The organism is Borreliella burgdorferi B31, assembly GCF_000008685.2.
In the GTDB taxonomy this organism is placed as follows: Bacteria; Spirochaetota; Spirochaetia; order Borreliales; family Borreliaceae; genus Borreliella; species Borreliella burgdorferi.
This window is the reverse complement of record NC_001856.1, coordinates 17,354-38,829: the sequence shown is the minus strand read 5'-3', so window position 1 is coordinate 38,829 and position 21,476 is coordinate 17,354. Positions and strand designations below refer to the sequence as shown.

The 21,476-nt window shown below is 27.3% G+C and carries 21 protein-coding genes; 11 read left to right on the top strand and 10 right to left on the bottom strand.

Annotation, left to right across the window (positions count from 1 at the left end; all coding sequences use genetic code 11):
• Positions 1-307: 307 nt before the first annotated feature.
• From BB_RS04830 to BB_RS04820, 3 genes are all read left to right on the top strand, one after another.
• Complete coding sequence (locus BB_RS04830; RefSeq protein WP_157658503.1) at positions 308-481, top strand: hypothetical protein; 174 nt, start codon at positions 308-310, stop codon at positions 479-481.
• Between the two features lie 17 nt (positions 482-498).
• Positions 499-903 carry a hypothetical protein gene (locus BB_RS04825; protein WP_044283617.1) on the top strand — a complete coding sequence of 135 codons (405 nt, stop codon included), beginning with the start codon at positions 499-501 and terminating at the stop codon, positions 901-903.
• A gap of 146 nt (positions 904-1,049) precedes the next feature.
• Positions 1,050-1,415: a variable large family protein gene (locus tag BB_RS04820; protein ID WP_332881105.1), complete on the top strand. Its 366-nt coding sequence runs from the start codon at positions 1,050-1,052 to the stop codon at positions 1,413-1,415.
• 445 nt (positions 1,416-1,860) lie between these two features.
• Here the strand turns inward: BB_RS04820 and BB_RS04815 are convergent, their stop codons facing one another.
• A complete protein-coding gene (locus BB_RS04815; protein WP_012665832.1) occupies positions 1,861-2,328 on the bottom strand; it encodes a P52 family lipoprotein in 468 nt (155 codons plus the stop codon).
• A gap of 253 nt (positions 2,329-2,581) precedes the next feature.
• Between BB_RS04815 and BB_RS04810 the strand changes: the two genes are divergently transcribed.
• The 3 genes from BB_RS04810 to BB_RS04800 all read left to right on the top strand — a co-directional run bounded on the left by BB_RS04810 (position 2,582) and on the right by BB_RS04800 (position 4,458).
• Positions 2,582-3,196 carry a hypothetical protein gene (locus tag BB_RS04810; protein ID WP_010890372.1) on the top strand — a complete coding sequence of 205 codons (615 nt, stop codon included), beginning with the start codon at positions 2,582-2,584 and terminating at the stop codon, positions 3,194-3,196.
• An 84-nt stretch (positions 3,197-3,280) separates the two neighbouring features.
• Positions 3,281-3,925, top strand: a complete 645-nt coding sequence (locus tag BB_RS04805; RefSeq protein WP_231014816.1) for a hypothetical protein — start codon at positions 3,281-3,283, stop codon at positions 3,923-3,925.
• 236 nt (positions 3,926-4,161) lie between these two features.
• Entirely contained in the window at positions 4,162-4,458 is a 297-nt protein-coding gene (locus BB_RS04800) for a hypothetical protein (protein WP_010257615.1), read from the top strand.
• Positions 4,459-5,609: 1,151 nt separating this feature from the next.
• On the opposite strand, the gene BB_RS04795 is transcribed toward BB_RS04800, so the two are convergent.
• Together BB_RS04795 and BB_RS04790 are read right to left on the bottom strand one after the other, a co-directional pair.
• Positions 5,610-6,332, bottom strand: coding sequence for a lipoprotein (locus tag BB_RS04795; protein WP_010890370.1), 723 nt, complete (start codon positions 6,330-6,332; stop codon positions 5,610-5,612).
• Between the two features lie 357 nt (positions 6,333-6,689).
• Positions 6,690-7,610: a hypothetical protein gene (locus BB_RS04790; protein WP_010257606.1), complete on the bottom strand. Its 921-nt coding sequence runs from the start codon at positions 7,608-7,610 to the stop codon at positions 6,690-6,692.
• Positions 7,611-8,058: 448 nt separating this feature from the next.
• Between BB_RS04790 and BB_RS04785 the strand changes: the two genes are divergently transcribed.
• From BB_RS04785 to BB_RS04770, 5 genes are all read left to right on the top strand, one after another.
• A complete protein-coding gene (locus tag BB_RS04785) occupies positions 8,059-8,925 on the top strand; it encodes a complement regulator-acquiring protein (RefSeq protein ID WP_010890356.1) in 867 nt (288 codons plus the stop codon).
• Positions 8,926-9,113: 188 nt separating this feature from the next.
• A complete protein-coding gene (locus BB_RS07995; protein ID WP_146124611.1) occupies positions 9,114-9,269 on the top strand; it encodes a complement regulator-acquiring protein in 156 nt (51 codons plus the stop codon).
• A 1,269-nt stretch (positions 9,270-10,538) separates the two neighbouring features.
• On the top strand, positions 10,539-10,661 hold the full coding sequence (locus tag BB_RS07945; RefSeq protein ID WP_010257589.1) for a hypothetical protein: 123 nt from the start codon (positions 10,539-10,541) through the stop codon (positions 10,659-10,661).
• A 115-nt stretch (positions 10,662-10,776) separates the two neighbouring features.
• Positions 10,777-11,835, top strand: a complete 1,059-nt coding sequence (locus tag BB_RS04775; RefSeq protein WP_010890364.1) for a lipoprotein — start codon at positions 10,777-10,779, stop codon at positions 11,833-11,835.
• Positions 11,836-12,422: 587 nt separating this feature from the next.
• Entirely contained in the window at positions 12,423-13,493 is a 1,071-nt protein-coding gene (locus tag BB_RS04770) for a lipoprotein (RefSeq protein ID WP_010890363.1), read from the top strand.
• Positions 13,494-14,741: 1,248 nt separating this feature from the next.
• Here BB_RS04770 and BB_RS04765 read toward each other — a convergent pair.
• The 7 genes from BB_RS04765 to BB_RS04735 all read right to left on the bottom strand — a co-directional run bounded on the left by BB_RS04765 (position 14,742) and on the right by BB_RS04735 (position 21,442).
• The gene (locus tag BB_RS04765) at positions 14,742-15,464 is read right to left on the bottom strand and encodes a hypothetical protein (protein ID WP_010890362.1); all 723 of its coding nucleotides are present in this window, start codon (positions 15,462-15,464) and stop codon (positions 14,742-14,744) included.
• A gap of 357 nt (positions 15,465-15,821) precedes the next feature.
• Positions 15,822-16,742, bottom strand: coding sequence for a hypothetical protein (locus BB_RS04760; RefSeq protein ID WP_014540860.1), 921 nt, complete (start codon positions 16,740-16,742; stop codon positions 15,822-15,824).
• A gap of 139 nt (positions 16,743-16,881) precedes the next feature.
• Entirely contained in the window at positions 16,882-17,610 is a 729-nt protein-coding gene (locus BB_RS04755; protein ID WP_162287114.1) for a hypothetical protein, read from the bottom strand.
• The gene (locus BB_RS04750) at positions 17,600-18,829 is read right to left on the bottom strand and encodes an ABC transporter permease (protein WP_010890369.1); all 1,230 of its coding nucleotides are present in this window, start codon (positions 18,827-18,829) and stop codon (positions 17,600-17,602) included. The genes BB_RS04755 and BB_RS04750 overlap by 11 nt, the downstream gene beginning before the upstream one ends.
• Positions 18,822-19,517 (bottom strand): ABC transporter ATP-binding protein, encoded by a 696-nt coding sequence (locus BB_RS04745; RefSeq protein WP_010257267.1) that lies wholly within the window; start codon positions 19,515-19,517, stop codon positions 18,822-18,824. The genes BB_RS04750 and BB_RS04745 overlap by 8 nt, the downstream gene beginning before the upstream one ends.
• Positions 19,518-19,575: 58 nt before the next feature.
• Positions 19,576-20,616, bottom strand: coding sequence for a hypothetical protein (locus BB_RS04740; protein WP_010890368.1), 1,041 nt, complete (start codon positions 20,614-20,616; stop codon positions 19,576-19,578).
• A gap of 43 nt (positions 20,617-20,659) precedes the next feature.
• Positions 20,660-21,442 carry a hypothetical protein gene (locus BB_RS04735; protein WP_010890367.1) on the bottom strand — a complete coding sequence of 261 codons (783 nt, stop codon included), beginning with the start codon at positions 21,440-21,442 and terminating at the stop codon, positions 20,660-20,662.
• Positions 21,443-21,476 lie beyond the last annotated feature (34 nt).

The following is a 21,476-nucleotide window of genomic DNA, read 5'->3' as shown; positions in this document are numbered from 1 at the left end:
AGACACGTAAAATAACTTCAGTTCATATTATCATATAATAAATAAAACATTAAGTACAATAACCTAACATTTAAAAAGGATGTACATTTTAATACAGAAACTGAAGCTGTTCAACTACAATTATTGCACTTGAAATTTTTTATATTTAAATAATAATACAAATAATTATATTAACAAATATCAATTAAATTTATTTTTACATCATATAATAGTGCTATATATTGTATAATATGCTATATACTTGAAACTAAAGGGGGGGCATATTAGTTAAGATAATATTCTTATATTTTTTATTAAGGAGACTAATATGAAAAAAATATCAAGTGCAATTTTTACAATAACTTTTCTTGTTCTTATCAACTGTAAAAGCGATACTAGAAAAGCTATTAATTCAATACAAATCCAAAAATTTACTTCCTTTGATGGGTTGATTGATGGCTTTCTACGCCTTAATTCAAATCCCAAAAAATCTGAGAGGTAAAAGATTGTTTTAACAGCATGGCTAAAACATTAAATAAGGCCAAAGACAAACTTGCTAAATTCATTAGTGAAAAAGGTGGCAAGACAACCGAAGGAAAGAATACTGATACTGCTAAAGAAGATAATAGCACAGTAAACCCTATTGATGATGAAATAAGTAAAATTAACGATATGATGGGAAAAATGATAGATGCTGCTAATACCATTGTTGAAAATGTAGCCGAAACCGTAACTGAAGCTATGGGAGAAGTTGTCGAGGTTAAGAGTATTGGTAATGTAGCAACCAAAGCCGATGTAAAAAGTGTTGTTGAGATTGCTAAAGGAATAAAGAAGATTATTGAAGCTGCTGGTATTGCCGATAAATTAAAAGCTGAAGCCGATAAATCTACAAAGCCAATCAGCGAAGAAAGTAACAACAAGTAAGCGGGCAAGATGTTCTCTGGGAAGCAGGGTGATCAAGGTGGTCGAGTTTTCGATGAAGTCATTCCACCTGAGATTGGAAGAGGAGCTAATCCATTTGATATTAAAAAGGCTACTAAAGCTATTGAAAGTGTTAGTGGAGAGCAGATATTAGGATCTATTGTTGTGCTGCTACTAAAACCGTTAAAAGTGGTGGTGAGGAGCCAAAGGGGAAGAATGCGGATGAAGCTACAAATCCGATTGAAGCTGCCATTGGAGGAAATGACGATTCGGATGCTACTGCATTCAAGGGGAATATGGAAAAAGATAATCAGATTGCTGCTGCTATTGTTTTGAGAGGAATGGCTAAGAACGGGGAATTTGCTGTGAAAATGGGTCGAAAACCAAGTGGTGATGGTGATAATATTAGAGTTCTTGTTAATAATGCTGCTAATAAAACTGTTGATGCTTTATCTAAGTTAGCACTAGAAGCTATTAATGAAAGCTTAACAAAAATAGCCAAGACTATACATTGAAAAAATAAAGTAAGAATCAGCATTTTTAATAAATAATATTATTTATTAAAAAATGCTGATTCTTACTCAAATCTTACGTCAGTAGTTTACTAAACTGAATAATATTAAATATACAACAACATATTTAAATTTGCAAACAATCATCTTAGATAAAGTTTTTTATTTTTTGCACAAATTAACTTTTTCATTTTTGAAGCTTTATATATTTTTATACAGTGATTAATTCTAAATTTTTCTTTATTTTATAAAATTTTTGATAAATCAATAATCTACAGCCAATATTAAAATCAAAATATAATAACAAATCTACAAGTAGATAAGATGCCTTCCAAATCTTTTTTACTCGTAGACTTGATTAAAAAAAAAGAATAAATTAAATGCAATTAATAATTAAAATTATAATAAAAAAAATTATAAAATAATATCAAAGTACAAATTTTATATTTTAGTCGTATAATTTTGATTCTAAACTATCCTTTATATGATAAAATTTTTGATAAATCAATATAGATTCGTCATAAACAATATTTATATTTAAATTATCAACATTATTGCTACACGACAAATATAAAAGCTTAAAAAAATTTATATCACTAATACTCAAATAGAATATGAAAACCTCATTTTCAAAAACATTATTTCCTAAATTTGTCTTAATTTCACAAAATAATTTAATTAATTCTTTAGCTCTTTTAGATCCTAAACTAAACAAGAACTCATTCAAAATGTCATGACTTTTAATTGGAAACAATAAAGATAAAGGGTTTATATCGGTTTCCATATCTGATAGTAACTTATAAAACTCATAAAGACTTTTTTTTATGTCCTTTAAAGTAATAATTTCAATGGCATTTAGTTCTAAATAAGTGTATATGTTTTCCACCATATATTTTTCATAAAAAAACATTTCCATTTTAAATGGAATACATTATATTTCTTTTTTAAGATATTTTAAACGTATGCTTTTAATTTTACATTTATTATTAATGAATTTATTTGAGCTAGCTTTTATATTTGCTAGTAATAAAAAAGGAAGCGAAGTAGATACTATGATTACAGCTATTGATAAGTTAATTACTATTTATAAGAAAGTCAAGTCCTAAGGTTTAAAATAAGAGAAATATATATATAAAGAATTTTTTGTGCTATATTTATTTACAACAAAAATGAAGATTAAATTTTTAACTATAAGTTTAGCTATCTTGCTAGCTAACTTGATTATTATTTTATTAAACTTGGTTTTATTTATTGTAAATACATCTACTAGTAGCCCTTATATTGTTCCCTCAGAAAAGATTGATATTTTACATCAAAGTAATACAGGTGCGGTTAAATTTAAGATTTCCTTAATAAATCATTTGGGCTCTGTTGCTATTGTTTATGATTACAATTCTGCTAGTGAAAGATTTTATTTAGATTTTGAGATTGTAACAAACAAGAAACCTTTTAATCTTTTAGATGTTTCTCTTAATGATGTTGTTATTAAACCTGAGGTTTTACTTGCATCCAATAGCAAATTAAGATTCGAAGAGGGTCAGTATGTTTTGAATTTTGACGACTCTATAGAAAAAACAGGATTTTTTGTTGACTTAGACCTTAGAAATGAATATTTAAATCTAGCAGAAATTGCAAGAATCTCTGGCATTAATTTTCGTGTTAAATGCATAGAAAGAGAAACAGGTGTTTTACGAAATGTTTTGTTCAAATTAAGTGTCGAAAAGGGTAAAAAATTCTTTGACCTTATTGAAAGATATAACAATAATATTGGCAAGGTTTCTTGATTATTTGATTTTGTGGGGAAAAAAAGTTTGATTTAAGGAAATATGAGGAATATTAGCAATTGTATCAAATATATTATATTAACAATGCTTATTGGATTATTAATTTTTTGTTGTGCAACCTTTGTTTGGTTGATTGGAATTTTTTATTCAAATAACTTTAAAGAAGAGCGGAATTATTCAATAAGCCCAATAGATAGTGTTATTATGCGTAAATGTTATTTTAAAGAATTTAAGTCTGGACTTATTAAAAGCGTATTCTTTAAGAAATTAGATGTAAATGTTAACTCTAAAAATTTTAAGGAGCTAAATAAGGTAGATAAACAAAATCTGCTAAATTCTTATCCATCTTATCATATGGAGTTTGTCGTAGTTGATAATGGATTTTTAATGAATTTTAAAAATGTTATTTTTAATGGTATAGATGATGCTAAATTATACGATCAACGTGATATGGTTTACGGAGGATTTAGATACTCAAAAGAGGCTTATTTCCAAATTATTGGCAATTATGATGTTAAATTAAATAAAATGAAACAATATACTCCAGCAATTGTAGTAAATGTTTTCAAAATTAACATTAATGATGCTTTATTTAACTCGTTATTAAAGCAAAAAACTTTAAAAGTTACTTTGATTTCCCATAATAATAAAGAGTATATTTTACAAACTAATAATTTCTTATCAAAGTATAATTTTCAAACACCAGAAAAGGAGAATAGTTCTTACTAAGAAATTAAAGAATTTTATTTTAAGTTTAATAATGGGTTGATCATGTCTTATGGTCAGCAAACCAAATATGCCTCCCCTTTATCAGAGCAATTATTCTCTATACCCCCTCTTTTATATACTTTCTATATAATAAATATAGTTTCATAAAACAATTTTTATGTAAAAAAAGCTAACTGCCTTATTATTGCTATATATTTATAATATTATATTATATAAAAAGATAGGTCTGAAACAATATGGATAAATTTTTAACATCTAATCATCCTCCAATAATAATCTTTACTATTGGGGCTTTGTGTGCAACCGTGCTAATATGCTTAATTATAATATTTATTATACATGGCATAATAAATCCCATTCTTATAAAGAAATTCAAATCCATAAACAACAGTCTACAAAAAATAACAAAAGAATTTGAAGAGATGAAAAAAAGAGTAGGACAATTAGAATCCATATCAAAAAAATTAGAGCTAAATAATAAACCTGCAAAAAAACCTATAAGCTTATATGGACTAAAAAAATCCCAAATCTAATGTAGATTTACAACCGATTATTTTCATTTTTTTGATTTAATAACAAATAATCAATAAAAATAATTTACAAATAATTACATACAAAAAGCTACACGCAACAAGGCAAGGCAAAATAAATTATTAAAAAGCGAGCAACAATATCAAGCACCCCTTCCCCTATAACTATTTTAAAAAAAATTAAAAAGGTTTAACGGTATACTTATAAACCTTTTTAATAAAAAACAAAATTTATTATAAACCTCAATAACAGTAAATGTTTAAAATACATATAACTCATTTTAGCCCATCAAAAGACATTTTCAACTTTATTTTACAATTTTTTAATAAACTCTACATTGGGTTGGACAATGGAATCTAAAAATTCTTTATTCTTTAATATTTCATACTTTTCATAGTATGAAAAGTATGAAAAAAATGATTAATACTACAATACATTCCTAAAATTTATTTGTTTTTTTTATGATATAACAAAAAAATGTTTTATAAATTTCCAATTCGGATATAAAAATTACCAAAGAGAAATTTTTATGAAAAAAGACATATTATATACTTTGAACGTATTTTTATATATATCATTACTTTATTCGTGTTCTTGGATGCCATTAAAATCTTCAAAAATCATTAAAATTAAGAAGTGTTAAAACTAATGAAAAATCCATTAATTTTAAGGAAGGTTTACAAAACATAAAAGATTTCTTCCTGCAAAGTTATTTACCTACATATACTTAATAGTAATAGCTTAAAAGCGGATATAAATATTATTGTAAGAAGAAAGTCGACAATTTTGATACTACTTAAAGGTTTGGATTATTCTATTTCTGCTTTGTTTGTTTTAAAGCGATTTATGGTTTGAGGCTTAATGTTGATTTTTTTACCTTTTTTTATTTAAATTTATTTACAATAAAGCTTTTACTATAAATGAATTATGAATATTTTAATAAGAACAAGTCATATCTCATAATTAGTGCAATCAAGAAAAAAAATTAGCACATATCCATTTATGATTTAATTTCTACTATTTAGATCAGTGGTGATGCATTATTTTAGCTTAAAGGAAAGCTATAACAATAGTTAAAGTACAGTAGATGTGCTTTAACTTATCACCTATATAAATACAACACTAATTAATACATAAATAGAAATGATTATTTTCATAATATACCATAAGCAAGCCGTTTACAAGCTTCCGCTATAGCACTGGCAGCTTCGCTTAGCAATTTCAATGACTCGCCAAACTGTCCCGATGCACTCTTAGCACCCTGCAACAACTCACCACAAACACCATTGCCATTACCTTTAACGTCGCCAAGGTATTTCTCTACATCTTTCATTAACTCATTTATACATTTTTTAACCAAATCTTTTCCTTTTGTCTTAGGATAAGAATTCAAGCTCATTATAGAACAACTATACTCATCCTTTTCATTTTTATTAAATTCATCTACCACTTTCTTTATTTTCTCGCAGATATTATCATCAAAATTATCATTATCGCTATCATTTATTTTTGGCATCACAGCTTCTAATATCTTGTCTAACAAGCATATTCTACCTATCCCGATCTTCATATTGTCTGAAAGAGGATATGAGGCATCATATCCTGAAGCTATCAATAGCTTTAAAGATTCATCAATCTTTTTGGCTGATTCTCTAATATCTCTTACAAGTGAGGGAACCTCTCCCAATGCTATACTAGCATTCCCCTTTTTACTACTTAAAACCTTATCTTTAGATTCCTTGGCAGAAATACTAGCCTTTTCAACCATATCTTTAGGATTATCCTCCTTACTTAAGGCCTTAATTTCCAATGCAGATTCAAACATACCTTTTACACCCACAACCTTAGGATTCGAGTGGCCACCACCTTTTTCCATAGTGTCATTTAAATTTGAATATCATAATTTACAAGACATTGCTAAAAAGCCACTAAACAAATATAAATATATTTTCATCATATTTAAACCTCTCTTTACAAGAGTAATTTACATCACTTTATTAGGATTACTACCTATCCGGCATTTAATCTTTCTGAGATTATCTATTTTATCTATCAATGTAAAGTTAAATGAACTGCCAAATTATTTGTTATATTTATACTCTTTGTTAGCTTTATGTTTTTAAGTTTTTAAACAATATCTATCTTTTTGCCCTATAATTTTATCTGCGCCCAGCTTCATAATACACTCATCTTGAATATAACATGAAAAAATATAATATGCCAACTAGAAATCTTATAATTCAATTTTTAGTTCAATACTAAACATATTGTAAAAAGGAGTATCCTTAAGATTTATCTTTTTATTAAATTCCAATATATTTGACACCTTTAAAGAACATTCTTTAAGAATTAAAAAATTATTTTCAAAATAGAATTGCAAGGAATGAGTATTTAGATTGGTTCTTAAAGAAACCGTCGTTTGGAGTAGCTCATAAATCCATGCTAGTTTGATCCCAGCTCCCAAAAAATAATTATTATTCTTCGAATAACTCTCAAATACTATTGACAAATCATTAAAAACGTCATTTTCAAAGCTAATATAATATCTAAGACCAAGCAAAAATCTATTGTCATCATCATCAAATTTATAATTTTTAGACCAAAGTAGGTCTTGTCTTAACGTAGAGTAAAAAAATATTCCACTATAAATTTCAAATAAAAAATCAAAAATAACAGCAATATCAAAAGTTTTATTTTCAATGCTAAATGGGAATTCAACCATTGCAAGTAAATCAACTTCATTAAAAGATGCTTGAAAATAAAGCCAAGGGGATAAATATTTGGGAGATAAAAATTTATCTAAGCTTTCTTTGTCTAACATAGAACCCAAAGAGACAGAATAATTAGAAATAAAATAATAAAACTCAAAAAACCATTCTGGTTCTATTGTGGTCCTTTTTAAAACAATATTTTCAATTAATCCATTTCCTAAATAATAATTTTGCCTAACTAATTTAAAAATAAAATCATTAAAGCTTAAATTGAAGAATAATTTATTAAAACTAAAATATTGATCATTATTTTGCACAATAAAAGAAGGTGCAATGCCAAATTCTAATATTTTATAGTTTAATAAAAATCCTAAATAAGCTTCATTGGCAAATTGTAAAGCTCCTGTACCAAAAAAATCTTTTTTATCTTCATCGGGCAACAATAAAGAGGAATTACAAATGCCAAGTCAATAAGATTCCCAATAATTACTACAACACATAAAAAAGAATTTAAAGAAAAAACAAAACTTTGCGTTGTGCGAAAACTTTAACTGCAAATAATATTGAATCTTACAATCAAAATTTTGGAGATATTAAAACAAATATAAAACATTTCGAAGACCATTTTATGAAAGAATACTTTGATTTTATTCTCCGGATTAAATCTATTAAATCTATACAAATTGTTGTACTTGATTTTTTAAAAAGAGAAGAATTATAACTTATATTCTTAAATTTCATGCAATCTAAATTTACGCTAAAAACATCAATGGAAATTAAATTCTTAATATTAAATAAGTTTAATATCATTTGACAACAATATTAAATTGTAATATTATTATTTTTAACTAAAATTAATATTTATTAATTCAAATTTATAAGGAGAACATTTTGAAAAACCTTAAATTAAATATTATTAAACTTAACGTTATTACAGCAATATTAACTTCAATTTGCATATCATGTGCACCTTTTGGCAATGTTAATCCAAACGAACCAAAAAATCCTACCACTTCTAAAAGTCTAAAAAAAACAAAACGAAGCAACAATTCTAGAAATCTAAAAAACACAAGCAATCACACCAATTCAGAAAATTTAACAGGAAATTCAACAAAAAATCCATCAGAAAATAACCAAAATCTTGAAAATGAATCTCAAAATTCAAAATCTTCAAATCAAAATTCTCAAGAAGAAACCACAATCTCAAAATTAAAAAACATTGGTAAAGACCTGGAAGCTCAAAAAAAGAAAGAAGATACRGGAATAACTAAAATGTCTAAAATTGATAATGCTAAATATGATTTTCTAGAGACTTTTAAACTTAAACAAGATGATGTTTTTATGTTTCAKGCTAAAATGAAATTAAAAAGAATAATTTACCCATCCCTAAATTACGATACAAAAAAAATATTGGTATTAAAAGAAATTCTTGAAAAACTTGATACAGAAGATAATAACCGAAGAATAGCTGGTCAATTTTTAGAAACATCAAGGGATATTCAACTTCATCTAGAAGACACGTATTTAAAAAAAATACAAGATACATTACAAACTCTAAGTGAAAAAGAAGCCGAAAAGTTGCTACAAGGTGTAAAACTTGATTTAAAGAAAAAACAAAACTTTGCTAAAAGTTTAAACGCAACCATTGACGCTTACAATAAAAATGTTGATAACATTAAAATAGATAATAAAGCGCTAGCAAAACACATAAAGGATAAATATTCCCATCCTCTTTATCTACTAAACCAAGCTGATTAATCTAAATAAAAAAATAATATGCTGCACTTTATATTTTAAAAAGAGAAGAATTAACTTCTCTTTTTTGTGTTCATACAATCTAGATTATCACTAAAAACATGCAATAGAAATTAAATTTTCAATATCAAATAAAAATAAATTTAATATTGTTATTTTGAATTAAAACTAATGTTTAGTAATTCAAATATATAAGGAGAGCACATTTTGAAAAACCTAAATTAAATATTATTAAGCTTAACTTTATTACAGCAATACTGAATTCAATTTTCATATCATTTTTACCTATTGGAAAGGTCGATCCAAAACCCGATATCAATACTAATCCAGAAAATATCCAAAATTAAAGTTTAGAGAAGCTTTTCGCATAAATATTTTATAATTTTTAGGATTATATCGGCAACTATGTTAAATATTACTCGAATGGCTGTACTTTGATATTAAAATCTGTTATTTGTGGAGTTGGTATTTCTGATTTTTAAATAATTTCAGGAGTAACTATTTCTTTGAAAATTTCAGGAATTGTTGTTTTAGGAATGATCACTTTTTCAGTAATTTCAGAAATAATTTCACCAAGGCAATTTTATTCTTTGCAAGAATTTTGTTCACAATTGTACAACATAATCAAAAAATTAAAAAAGTAAAATGCAGTATGAAAACTGATAGTGAGATTTCTTATTCAAATAGGAACATCTACAATTCTATCCCAAAAGTAAAATAGGAAAGAGTTTGTTAGAAAGAAAACCGTATTAATTTCTTGGTTAAGTTATGTAATAGTAATGTATTGTTATTAATTTATTATATAAAATTTAGGCATAAAAAATAGGAGGTATCATCCAAGCACACTTTAGGTGCTAATGAGAAAATAAAAATTTTTTAAGTGGAGAATAAAGAGTAATCTTTGGGCAAATCGAACAAAGATTGCTTTACTGTCTTATTTAACTATAGTAAGTTTATCTCTAAAATAAGATTATCCAAGCTTATTTTAAGCTTTTATTCATATTTCTCAGCAAAATCAATTTAGAAATCTTTTAATTTTTAATTCTTGTATAATGCTTACAAAAAATCATAAGTATAGAATCCGCACAAATACCAAATGTTTTTTTATTCATCATAACTTGATCCGTAAATTTACGAACACCAATAATACGGTATCGTAAAATAAATAACTTTATCAGCCTCAATAATAACTAAGAATACAAACTTGGCATTGCTAGTAAATTTTAGCAAGATGCTAAAGGATGATGTGCCTGGTTATAAGGACAACCAACAATACTTTAGAGAATGCAATTGTAAAGTATAAGGAAGCCATAAGTAAGACTATTTGGGGCTAAGAGTCAAATTAAAATAAAGACAGAAAACAATAAGTAAGAGAAAAAGAATGAAAGCTTAACTCATTTAAGAATAGTTAGAGGTGTTCTTTCTGTTGTTAAAAAACCACTGAAACAGCTTTGCCTAGCTTGCGCTGATTTTATTGCTACTGCTGCCAGTCTATCTTGTAGTGAATTTAGGCAAACTGCTGAAGATTTTAGTGTTTGCTGCTAAGGAGTATGCTAATGGAAAAGGAAAAATAATGATTTTGATGTTATTAGGTGCTATTTCTAGTATGGCCTATAATGAATTTGAATAGGAGGTTTCAAAGAGTAAAGACTTTTGCTAATAATGAAGGGGGCAAATTAAACAAGATGACTGCTACTATTGATAAGTTATGTGCTGTTTATAAAAAAGTTATATCTTAAATACCTTAAGTTTTTGGCCAACTCTTTTCTCTCTTTAAAACACTTTGCCTCTATGCTTGCTTTATAATAAAATAATACTTGGATAATGAATAACTAAAAAAATAAGGAGGTATTAATGAAAAGGAAAAGCAATATATGTATTTCACTTCTAGTCACAATATTATTTGTGTCTTGCAAGTTTTTTGGAAATAAAAGCGCAAGTAAAGAAAAAGAAGAAACTTCTTTTTCTGATACTGCTAGCAAGATTAGTAAGTCGGGAACAGCTGCTTCTTCAGACAAACAAGAAAAAAATACAAGTGATGTTACAGGTGACGCCAAAAAGCATACTAGTAGCCCTTACATGCTTGCTGATGCCCTTATTGTTAGTGATACTACTAATAGAGATAGAGATAAGCAAGAAAATAAAGATAAATTAAATGAAGAAGATAAAAAAAAGCTTAATGCTTTTTTTAGCACAACTAAAACATATCAATCTAGCCTAGATTCCATTTATAACAAATATACAGGCTATTATAATACCATTGATACCTATGGCAGCTGTGATACGTATCGCATTGAGTGTTTTAGTGTAGGACCTTCTGAAAAACGTAAACAAGCTCTTGCTGATCTAGAGAAGTTAAAACTAGACGAAAAGTACACTCAGCTTAGCACAATGTTAAAGAGTGCTGTGCCTAGTTATTACAAAAAAAATTTAGATGATTCTATTGCACAGTATAAGGAAGCCATAAAGCAGGCTATTGAAGCTGAAAGTAAAATAGAGACAGTAAAAGACTATGCAACAGCTCAAAGTGCTGCCGATGACGAAAAGAAAAGAAATATAGATAATTTAAAAATAGTTAGAGATGTTCTTCTTATTATTAAAAAAACTATTGAGAAAGCCAGCCGATCTTATGCTGATGCTTTTGCTATTGCAACATCTAGCTTATCTTGTAGCGAATTTAAGCAAGCTGTTAAAGAGTTTAATGATGCTGCTAAACAATATGCTAATGGAAATAAAGGAGACAATGCTGTCAATGTTATTGTAGGCACTATTTCTAGTATGCCTTATGTCAAATTTAAAGATGAGTTTGCAAGAGCAAAAATGTTTGCTCGTAATTATAGAGGAGACGAGGTAGACAAGATGATAAGAGCTATCGACAAGCTGTGTGATGTTTATAAAAAAGTTGCGCTTTAGAATAAAATAAAATTAGGGTTTTACACCAAAAACTATGTTCTGTAATATTCAATATAATTTTCTTTATCTATGATAGAAGAGTCTTTAAACAAAACATTAATCTTATAAAATTCTTCTCTCCTCTCACATACTTTCACATCCTATTTAAAATTAATACTAATGCCTCCCAAGAAGCCCATTATTGCCATATGAATTTAACTAAAATACTATCGAAAAAGAAGATATGAGCTACAAAACTCTTTAAAAAGCCCCATATCCAAACTAATCAATTTAATCACTTTATGTCTGTCTTACTTAATAAATCACTAGAATCAACTTATCAAAAGTACTTTCTTACCCCCCCCAATCATCGTAGTTATCTTTTTAAATCATATATGATATATGTATTATTATCAGCTTATCTTCCCTATATATTAGGTAAAAAATAGAAACAAACAACCGTGCATTTGCGACTCAATAAAACACCTATCAAAAACCAATATTCTACTTTCATTATACAGAATAAAGCAATATAATATATTTAATATATATTATCGCTTAAATTTATTTAAACTTAATAAATAAATTAAGGGGAGAATAAAAAAAGAATGATAAAAGGCAATACGTTTATTTTAATATTAGTAACAACAATGTTTGTATCATGCAAATTCTATGGAAGTGATGATACAAATAAAAAAAATACATCTCTAAATGGTGATACTAGAGAGATTGACAATATAGGTTCAGTCATTTTAGAACAAGACGGAAACAAAAAAGGTGATACTACTGCTAGTAAAGTTGCTTTGGATCAAGTTACAGAACATGCTAATAGTGAACTTATGCTTAATGATGACCCTGATTCTAGTATTAGTAAATACAACCAAGAAAATACTACTGGCAAATTAACCGAAGAAGATATGGATAAGCTTAAGGCTTTTTTTGTAAAAACTATAACATATCAAGGGATACTCAATTCTATTTATAACAAATATACACGCTCTTATAATACCATTGCAACTTATTCTGGTTGTGCCAATTATAATAGTATTGGATGTTTTAGCGAGGGCCCTTCTGCAAGGCGTAGTCAAGCCCTTAACGACCTAGAAAAAAATAAACTAGATGAAGAGTATACTAAACTTAACCAAATGCTAAAGGAGACTACACAAGATTATTGCCCCAAAGCTCTAGACAATGCAATTGAGGAATACAAGAGGGCTATAACAATAGCTAAAGAAGCTGAAGATAAAATAAAAAAAATAACAAGCTTTACAATAGATGAAGGCAATAATAATGAGGAAAGAAAAGAAAATGTAGATAACTTAAAAAAAGTTAACAATATTCTTTCTATTTCCGAAAAGACCATAGAAACAGCTAGTGTGGCTTATGCCAATGCTTTTGCTGTTATAGTATCTAGATTATCTTCTGCCGAATTTATTACAGCTGTTAATGAATTTAAGGATGCTACTGAAAAGTATGCTAATGGCAATAAAGGAGACCATGCTGTTGATGTTGTTGTGGGTGCTATTGCAGGCATAGCTTTTGATAATGAGAATAGATTTGAAAGAGCCAAAATGTTTGCTAATAAGGAAAAAGGTGCGGAGGTAGACAAAATGATTGCTGCCATTGAGAAGCTAAGAGCTACTTATACTGCAGTTAAGCCTAAAAATAAAGATAAATAAATAATAAATGTAATAACTGGGAAAATACAGAGAATATTCTTAAGCATTTTCTATTGAGCTTTTTGTATACATAATTTATTTTGGTTATGTTTTATTATGTTTTATTTTTTATAGGATATAAATAGACATATAAGTCTATAAAAATATTTGTCACACAAGACATTCATGTAATCATTTATTTCTATTATTATTTGATAAATTTGCTCAATATGGCTTTTTTAAAAAAATAGGGCATATCTTTAAAACCCTTATCAATAAAGCAGCATTAATGATAATTTTGGAAACATTTGCTACACGTACAAGATATTAAACCATTTTTTTTCTTAGCATTAATATCATTATTATATATTTAAAAATAAGCCACGATTAAGGATCCAAATCCTCCTGGGACAACATATGGGGTTGATCGTATATATTTTAGCCCCTATTCCATTAAAAATAACATTTGATAATTCATTTAATTTAAAAATGAATTATCAATTACAACAAACTCCATGTGATAAGATGGATAATAACTATCGGATTTTTCTTAATCCCATTATCTAGCATCCGGAGCTTTCAGAGTAAACATTTACATTTGATTTTTTATTAAAGAGCTGCTCTTTTAATATTACCAGACTAAAATTATTTAAAATAACATTTACACATAATAACACTATCTATTGGACTTACTGAATCATACTAAGATAAAGAAGTTGGCAAATATATTTTGGTTGAACAAATAATTAAGAAGTGTTAAAACTAATGAAAAATCCATTAATTTTAAGGAAGGTTTACAAAACATAAAAGATTTCTTCCTGCAAAGTTATTTACCTAAATATGCTTAATAGTAATAGCTTAAAAGCGGATATAAATATTATTGTAAGAAGAGAGTCGACAATTTTGATACTACTTAAAGGTTTGGATTATTCTATTTCTGCTTTGTTTGTTTTAAAGCGATTTATGGTTTGAGGCTTAATGTTGATTTTTTTACCTTTTTTTATTTAAATTTATTTACAATAAAGCTTTTACTATAAATGAATTATGAATATTTTAATAAGAACAAGTCAGATCTCATAATTAGTGCAATCAAGAAAAAAATTAGCACATATCCATTTATGATTTAATTTCTACTATTTAGATCAGTGGTGATGCATTATTTTAGCTTAAAGGAAAATTATAACAATAGTTAAAGTACAGTAGATGTACTTTAACTTATCACCTATATAAATACAACACTAATTAATATATAAATAGAAATGATTATTTTCATAATATATCATAAGCAAGCCGTTTACAAGCTTCCGCTATAGAACTGGCAGCTTCGCTTAGCAATTTCAATGACTCGCCAAACTGTCCCGATGCACTCTTAGCACCCTGCAACAACTCACCACAAACACCATTGCCATTACCTTTAACGTCGCCAAGGTATTTCTCTACATCTTTCATTAACTCATTTATACATTTTTTAACCAAATCTTTTCCTTTTGTCTTAGGATAAGAATTCAAGCTCATTATAGAACAACTATACTCATCCTTTTCATTTTTATTAAATTCATCTACCACTTTCTTTATTTTCTCGCAGCTATTATCATCAAAATTATCATTATCGCTATCATTTATTTTTGGCATCACAGCTTCTAATATCTTATCTAACAAGCATATTCTACCTATCCCGATCTTCATATTGTCTGAAAGAGGATATGAGGCATCATATCCTGAAGCTATCAATAGCTTTAAAGATTCATCAATCTTTTTGGCTGATTCTCTAATATCTCTTACAAGTGAGGGAACCTCTCCCAATGCTATACTAGCATTCCCCTTTTTACTACTTAAAACCTTATCTTTAGATTCCTTGGCAGAAATACTAGCCTTTTCAACCATATCTTTAGGATTATCCTCCTTACTTAAGGCCTTAATTTCCAATGCAGATTCAAACATACCTTTTACACCCACAACCTTAGGATTCGAGTGGCCACCACCTTTTTCCATAGTGTCATTTAAATTTGAATATCATAATTTACAAGACATTGCTAAAAAGCCACTAAACAAATATAAATATATTTTCATCATATTTAAACCTCTCTTTACAAGAGTAATTTACATCATTTTATTAGGATTACTACCTATCCGGCATTTAATCTTTCTGAGATTATCTATTTTATCTATCAATGTAAAGTTAAATGAACTGCCAAATTATTTGTTATATTTATACTCTTTGTTAGCTTTATGTTTTTAAGTTTTTAAACAATATCTATCTTTTTGCCTTATAATTTTATCTGCGCCCAGCTTCATAATACACTCATCTTGAATATAACATGAAAAAATATAATATACCAACTAGAAATCTTATAATTCAATTTTTAGTTCAATACTAAACATATTGTAAAAAGGAGTATCCTTAAGATTTATCTTTTTATTAAATTCCAATATATTTGACACCTTTAAAGAACATTCTTTAAGAATTAAAAAATTATTTTCAAAATAGAATTGCAAGGAATGAGTATTTAGATTGGTTCTTAAAGAAACCGTCGTTTGGAGTAGCTCATAAATCCATGCTAGTTTGATCCCAGCTCCCAAAAAATAATTATTATTCTTCGAATAACTCTCAAATACTATTGACAAATCATTAAAAACGTCATTTTCAAAGCTAATATAATATCTAAGACCAAGCAAAAATCTATTGTCATCATCATCAAATTTATAATTTTTAGACCAAAGTAGGTCTTGTCTTAACGTAGAGTAAAAAAATATTCCACTATAAATTTCAAATAAAAAATCAAAAATAACAGTAATATCAAAAGTTTTATTTTCAATGCTAAATGGGAATTCAACCATTGCAAGTAAATCAACTTCATTAAAAGATGCTTGAAAATAAAGCCAAGGGGATAAATATTTGGGAGATGAAAATTTATCTAAGCTTTCTTTGTCTAACATAGAACCCAAAGAGACAGAATAATTAGAAATAAAATAATAAAACTCAAAAAACCATTCTGGTTCTATTGTGGTCCTTTTTAAAACAATATTTTCAATTAATCCATTTCCTAAATAATAATTTTGCCTACCTAATTTAAAAATAAAATCATTAAAGCTTAAATTGAAGAATAATTTATTAAAACTAAAATATTGATCATTATTTTGCACAATAAAAGAAGGTGCAATGCCAAATTCTAATATCTTATAGTTTAATAAAAATCCTAAATAAGCTTCATTGTCAAATTGTAAAGCTCCTGTACCAAAAAAATCTTTTTTATCTTCATCGGGCAACAATAAAGAGAATTTTGTTTTGAATCCTAAATGCTCCTTTAAAAACAAAGAGGATTCCGCAAACAAAAAACCAGGTAAAGCCAAAAAAAGAATTAAACAAAATTTTTTAAAAAATACCAATATTAACTATCCCTCTACGCTCTTAATTTATATACCTTGAATATAAATCAAATATTCTATTAAATCCTTTTAAGCTAAAAATAGAGTTATTCAGATTAGTACTAATAATATTTTCCACATAAATTTTGGTACTAGAATCGTTAAAAGCTTTATCTTCAATTTCAAAATAAACAAAAGCATCAATTCCTTTAATATTTCCCTTTCTATAAATTACTTCTTTTAGAATTTTTAATTTCTTGTCTTTGTGTAAAGTTTTAAAATCATTTTTATTAATTTTTAATAAATCTACAAATGGATATATTGATTTTTCTTTTGATTGAAATTCAACCCTATTGTCTTCGGATTTTAATAAAACGAAATCTGTATTGAAACTTAAACCCAAAATATCTTTAAGCTCAGATGCGCCCTTAACTTTATAGGATGAGCTTACCTTAATTGGAATCTTGGCTTGTCTTCCTAGCATAAAATGCCCTTTATTCCTAATAGATAAAAAGGCAAAATCCGTTTTTGATCCTGACATATAAATTAAACGCACATCCTTATTATCAACATTAATAATTCTTAGCCCTACGCTTTCTTCTAAATTATTTTTTACGTTAATTTTAAAATTCATTTTGAAAGCATAAATTCCATTTTTTAATTGGGGATAATATAGATTTTCAAATTCTTTTATTAAACTTTTCCCATCTCCAGCATTTAACAAATTTAAAACACAAAAATTGAAAACAATTACAAAAATCTTAAGCATCATTCATTACCTCTACTACCGATTTCTTACTTGCTTTGCTAAATGGCAAAATAGAAGAAAAAATAGCAAGAATTAACATGAAAATTGAAACATATATTATATCACTAGCATAATAAAATATGTTGATGTAGTATGTTTCTGAATAGCCTGGAGGAGTAAAGCTAATTTTTTGAAACTGAATAAAAAGTTTAGCAAAATAAGCCAATATTACTCCTACAACAATATTGACAACAGAAATAATAACAATTTCTAAAAATAGAGAGTAAAAAAGTTCCAATTTGGTTAAACCAATTGCTCTTAATGTACCAAGCTCTCTAGTGCGCTCAATGCTTAATGCGGTCATTATCTGGAAAAATGCAATAAATATAAGAAGAGATATTAAGACCAATATAAACATAAATGTTGTTCTAGTCATCCCTAAAACAGATTTAAAGTAAGGATTAATCTCAAACCAGTCATTATAATCAAATGAAATCCCCTTATTTTTTTTAAAATTATCTAATTTCTTTTTAAAAGTCTCTAAGGTAGAACTATCCTTTAAAAATACTTGGATCACATGTGCTCCACCCTCAAATGCAAACAAGTCTTTTAAAGTCTTAATAGTAGTAATTGCAAAAATATTATCTGCTGTTGAAAATGGAAATTTTATAATTCCAGCAACTTTAATATTTTGGAAATTCAAACCTCTCCCGAGCAAATTTGTCATTAATGTAAGATCAGAATTGGTTTCTGTTATTTTTTCTATACCAAACGAAGAGGCCAAATTACTACCAAGCAAAAACTCACCTGCATTAGAATCGTGGAAAATGGGCTCACCCTCTAATAAAGATAGGCTGCTTGTAATTATATCTGGATCTTCATAGGCAAATGCAAAAACTGGGTTACTTGTCGAAGAATTGCCTAGAAGTCCATCAAAATTAACTATTAAATTGGTAGATTGTAATTCATCATAACTATCTATTTCATTCCGTATCAAATTAATATCCTTTTCTTCAAGTAAAAGCCCATTCTTAAGGTTGCTAAATTTAGGATTAAAATAATTTTCTTTCGCAATTTGAATATGGCCACTTGAACTAACAAAGCTCTTTTCCATCCCCTCTCTACTAAAGTTCATATATCCAACAAAAACCAATAAAAATACCACAGAACTTGCTAGAAGTAAAGATAATATGATTGTACGCCTTAAATCTCTAAAGATATTGTAAAAAGCCAATTTAAACACACTCACCCCCCACTAAAGACAGCACTCCATCTTCTATTCTATAAAGTTTATTAGCCAAATTTTTTAAATTATAATCATGAGAAACAAAAATCCCAATTGCATTCTTCTCTTTAAGATACTTTTGTATTGAAGTATAAACAAAAATAGCTGTTTCTTTGTCCAAATGACTAGTTATTTCATCTCCAATTATTAATTTGGGATCATAAACAAAGGCTCTTGCTATTCCTATCCTTTGCCTTTGTCCTCCAGACATATATCTAGGTTTTTTATTCACAAACTTTGAAAGTTTGAAAAATTCTATCAATTCTTCCGCTTTAGACTTTAATCGCTTAGCACTTTCTCTTGAGAATCTTAGAGGTAATGAAATATTGTCAAAACCTGTAAGACTTGGGATAAGCTCAAAATGCTGAAAGATTAACCCTACGTTATACCTTCTAAACAAAGTTCTATCCTTTTCATTCATTGAACTTAAAAGAGTTGAGTTGAAGCGGATCTCCCCTGTATCAAGAGAATCTATTCCAGAAAGCAAATTCATTAAAGTTGTCTTGCCGCTCCCCGTAGGCCCTGAAATCCAAACCATGTCCCTTGATTTTAAATTAAGTGAAATATCCTTATTTGCATGAATAATTTCTTGTCCAATTTTGTATTTTTTATTAACCAATTTTAAATCTAAATTAACATTCCCCACAAAACCTCCTATATTTCAAATTCAACCATAAAATTTAAAAAGCTTTACCAAAAAAATATCACTCAAAAATTATTGAACTTAATAAAAATCCAAATGATAATTTTTTATCCTGATTAATGCCAACCTTGAAAACAAAAGGAACTTCCTTAAATAATTTATAACCCATTCCAAAACCCAAAATATAAAGAAACTTTCCTTTATCTAAAAGCAAATCCTCTTTTATCCCATATCCAATATCTGCGGACAATACTAAAAATAAATCAGAAGCAAGATTTTTTAATGATTCAAGGAAAAATAATCTATACTCTAATCCAAAATTAGAAACAACATTAAAATAAAGACTGTCTTGACCCATTTTGGGAATAGTCAAAGCATAAAAATTTAAAGCATTATAATCAAATCCGGTTTCAAAAATAGAAGACGAAGACTTTTTAAAATCGCCTGCCACTCCAAGATCGGCCTTAAATCCCAATTCTCCAAAAGGAATAGAAACAAGATATTTTAAATTCCAATGTACTCTATAAAACTGTTCATTATTATCTGATAAATACTTATATAAGAAAGACGTTCTAATATCTGCTCGCTGAAATTCTGAGTAATAAATTGGAAGTAAAATGGCAACCGTGTTTTCCACGGTTAAAGCATTATGATATGATCCACCAACATTAGCTTCTGTTTCCTTGATTAAATGATTCATCAATCCCGATCTAAATCTATTTTCAAGTCTTAAATAATCAAAATTATAACCAACCTCAAAATTACCAATATGTTCAATATTTTTAGAATCAAAAATAAACGGAACCCTAATTTCATAAAATACCTTAGAAAAAAATTTCCTAAAATCATAAGCAAGCCCAGTGCCAAATAAAAACATTTTAGAATAATCGGTTCCTAATCTAAAAAAAGGTGAGATTTTTGAATCATTTTCCTTAATGTTTAAAATAAAATCAAAATTATTTTCAAAATTATTTGGAACACTAAGATAATCAAGACGAAATTCAAAATCCACTCCGCGTATTACAAAATCACCTAGCTCATCATTTAACTCATTTGCAAACACCCCAAAACAGGGCAATATTAAAAATAAAAACTTTTTCATGAATACCTTCAATCTTCATTGAAATTAAATTCTAAATAATTTTCTAGTAGTAGAAAGAATTGCCCTCTTTTAATTTTTCAATTGCCAACACAGCCATATTCCCATTAGGGAATATGGCTGTGGCTTTTTTTAAACATTCAATTGCTTCCAATCTTCTATTAGTGCGAATTAAAAAAGAACTTTTCACTAATTCTTTCAAATATTTTTGCCTATCATTAAGATTGCTGTCTTCTGCTCTATCAATATAGCTTTTTGCAAATAGAATCTTATAAAAATCTCTATTTGACACTCTAACTGTATATAAAATAGACAGGGGAATAAAAGCTTTAACGTTATCACCATCTATTTTTAAAGCTGTTTCTAAATGCCTCTTGGCATTAACAAAATAAGAATACAATCCTTTCCTATTGTGCGGTATTAAATTTATAGCAAGCTCTCCCAATGCCCTAAAATAATCCGCTGGAACATTATCATCTTCTAAAGAAATTTTCAAAGCACAATTATAATTGCGAATTAGTTTTTGAATCAAATCATTGTATTTATGTGGATCATTAATTAAGTAAGAAACGTCACACAAAACCAAAGACATAAGTAAATTTAAGTAATTATATTGAATACTTTCCCTTCTATATTTCATTAAAATAACATTTTCTATGTTTTGAAGCTCATTTGTAAAAATTTTATCGGGTGAAAAAAAATCAAACTCAAAATTACCAGAACAATATTTAGTATGAACGCTTTCTATTTTATCTATATATACTTTGACCTCTTTTTCAAAAGAAAATAGGCTAATATTTACTAAAAAAATTAACAATGCCCTTAACATATAAAAATTATCTCATAACTCATAAATCTTAAAT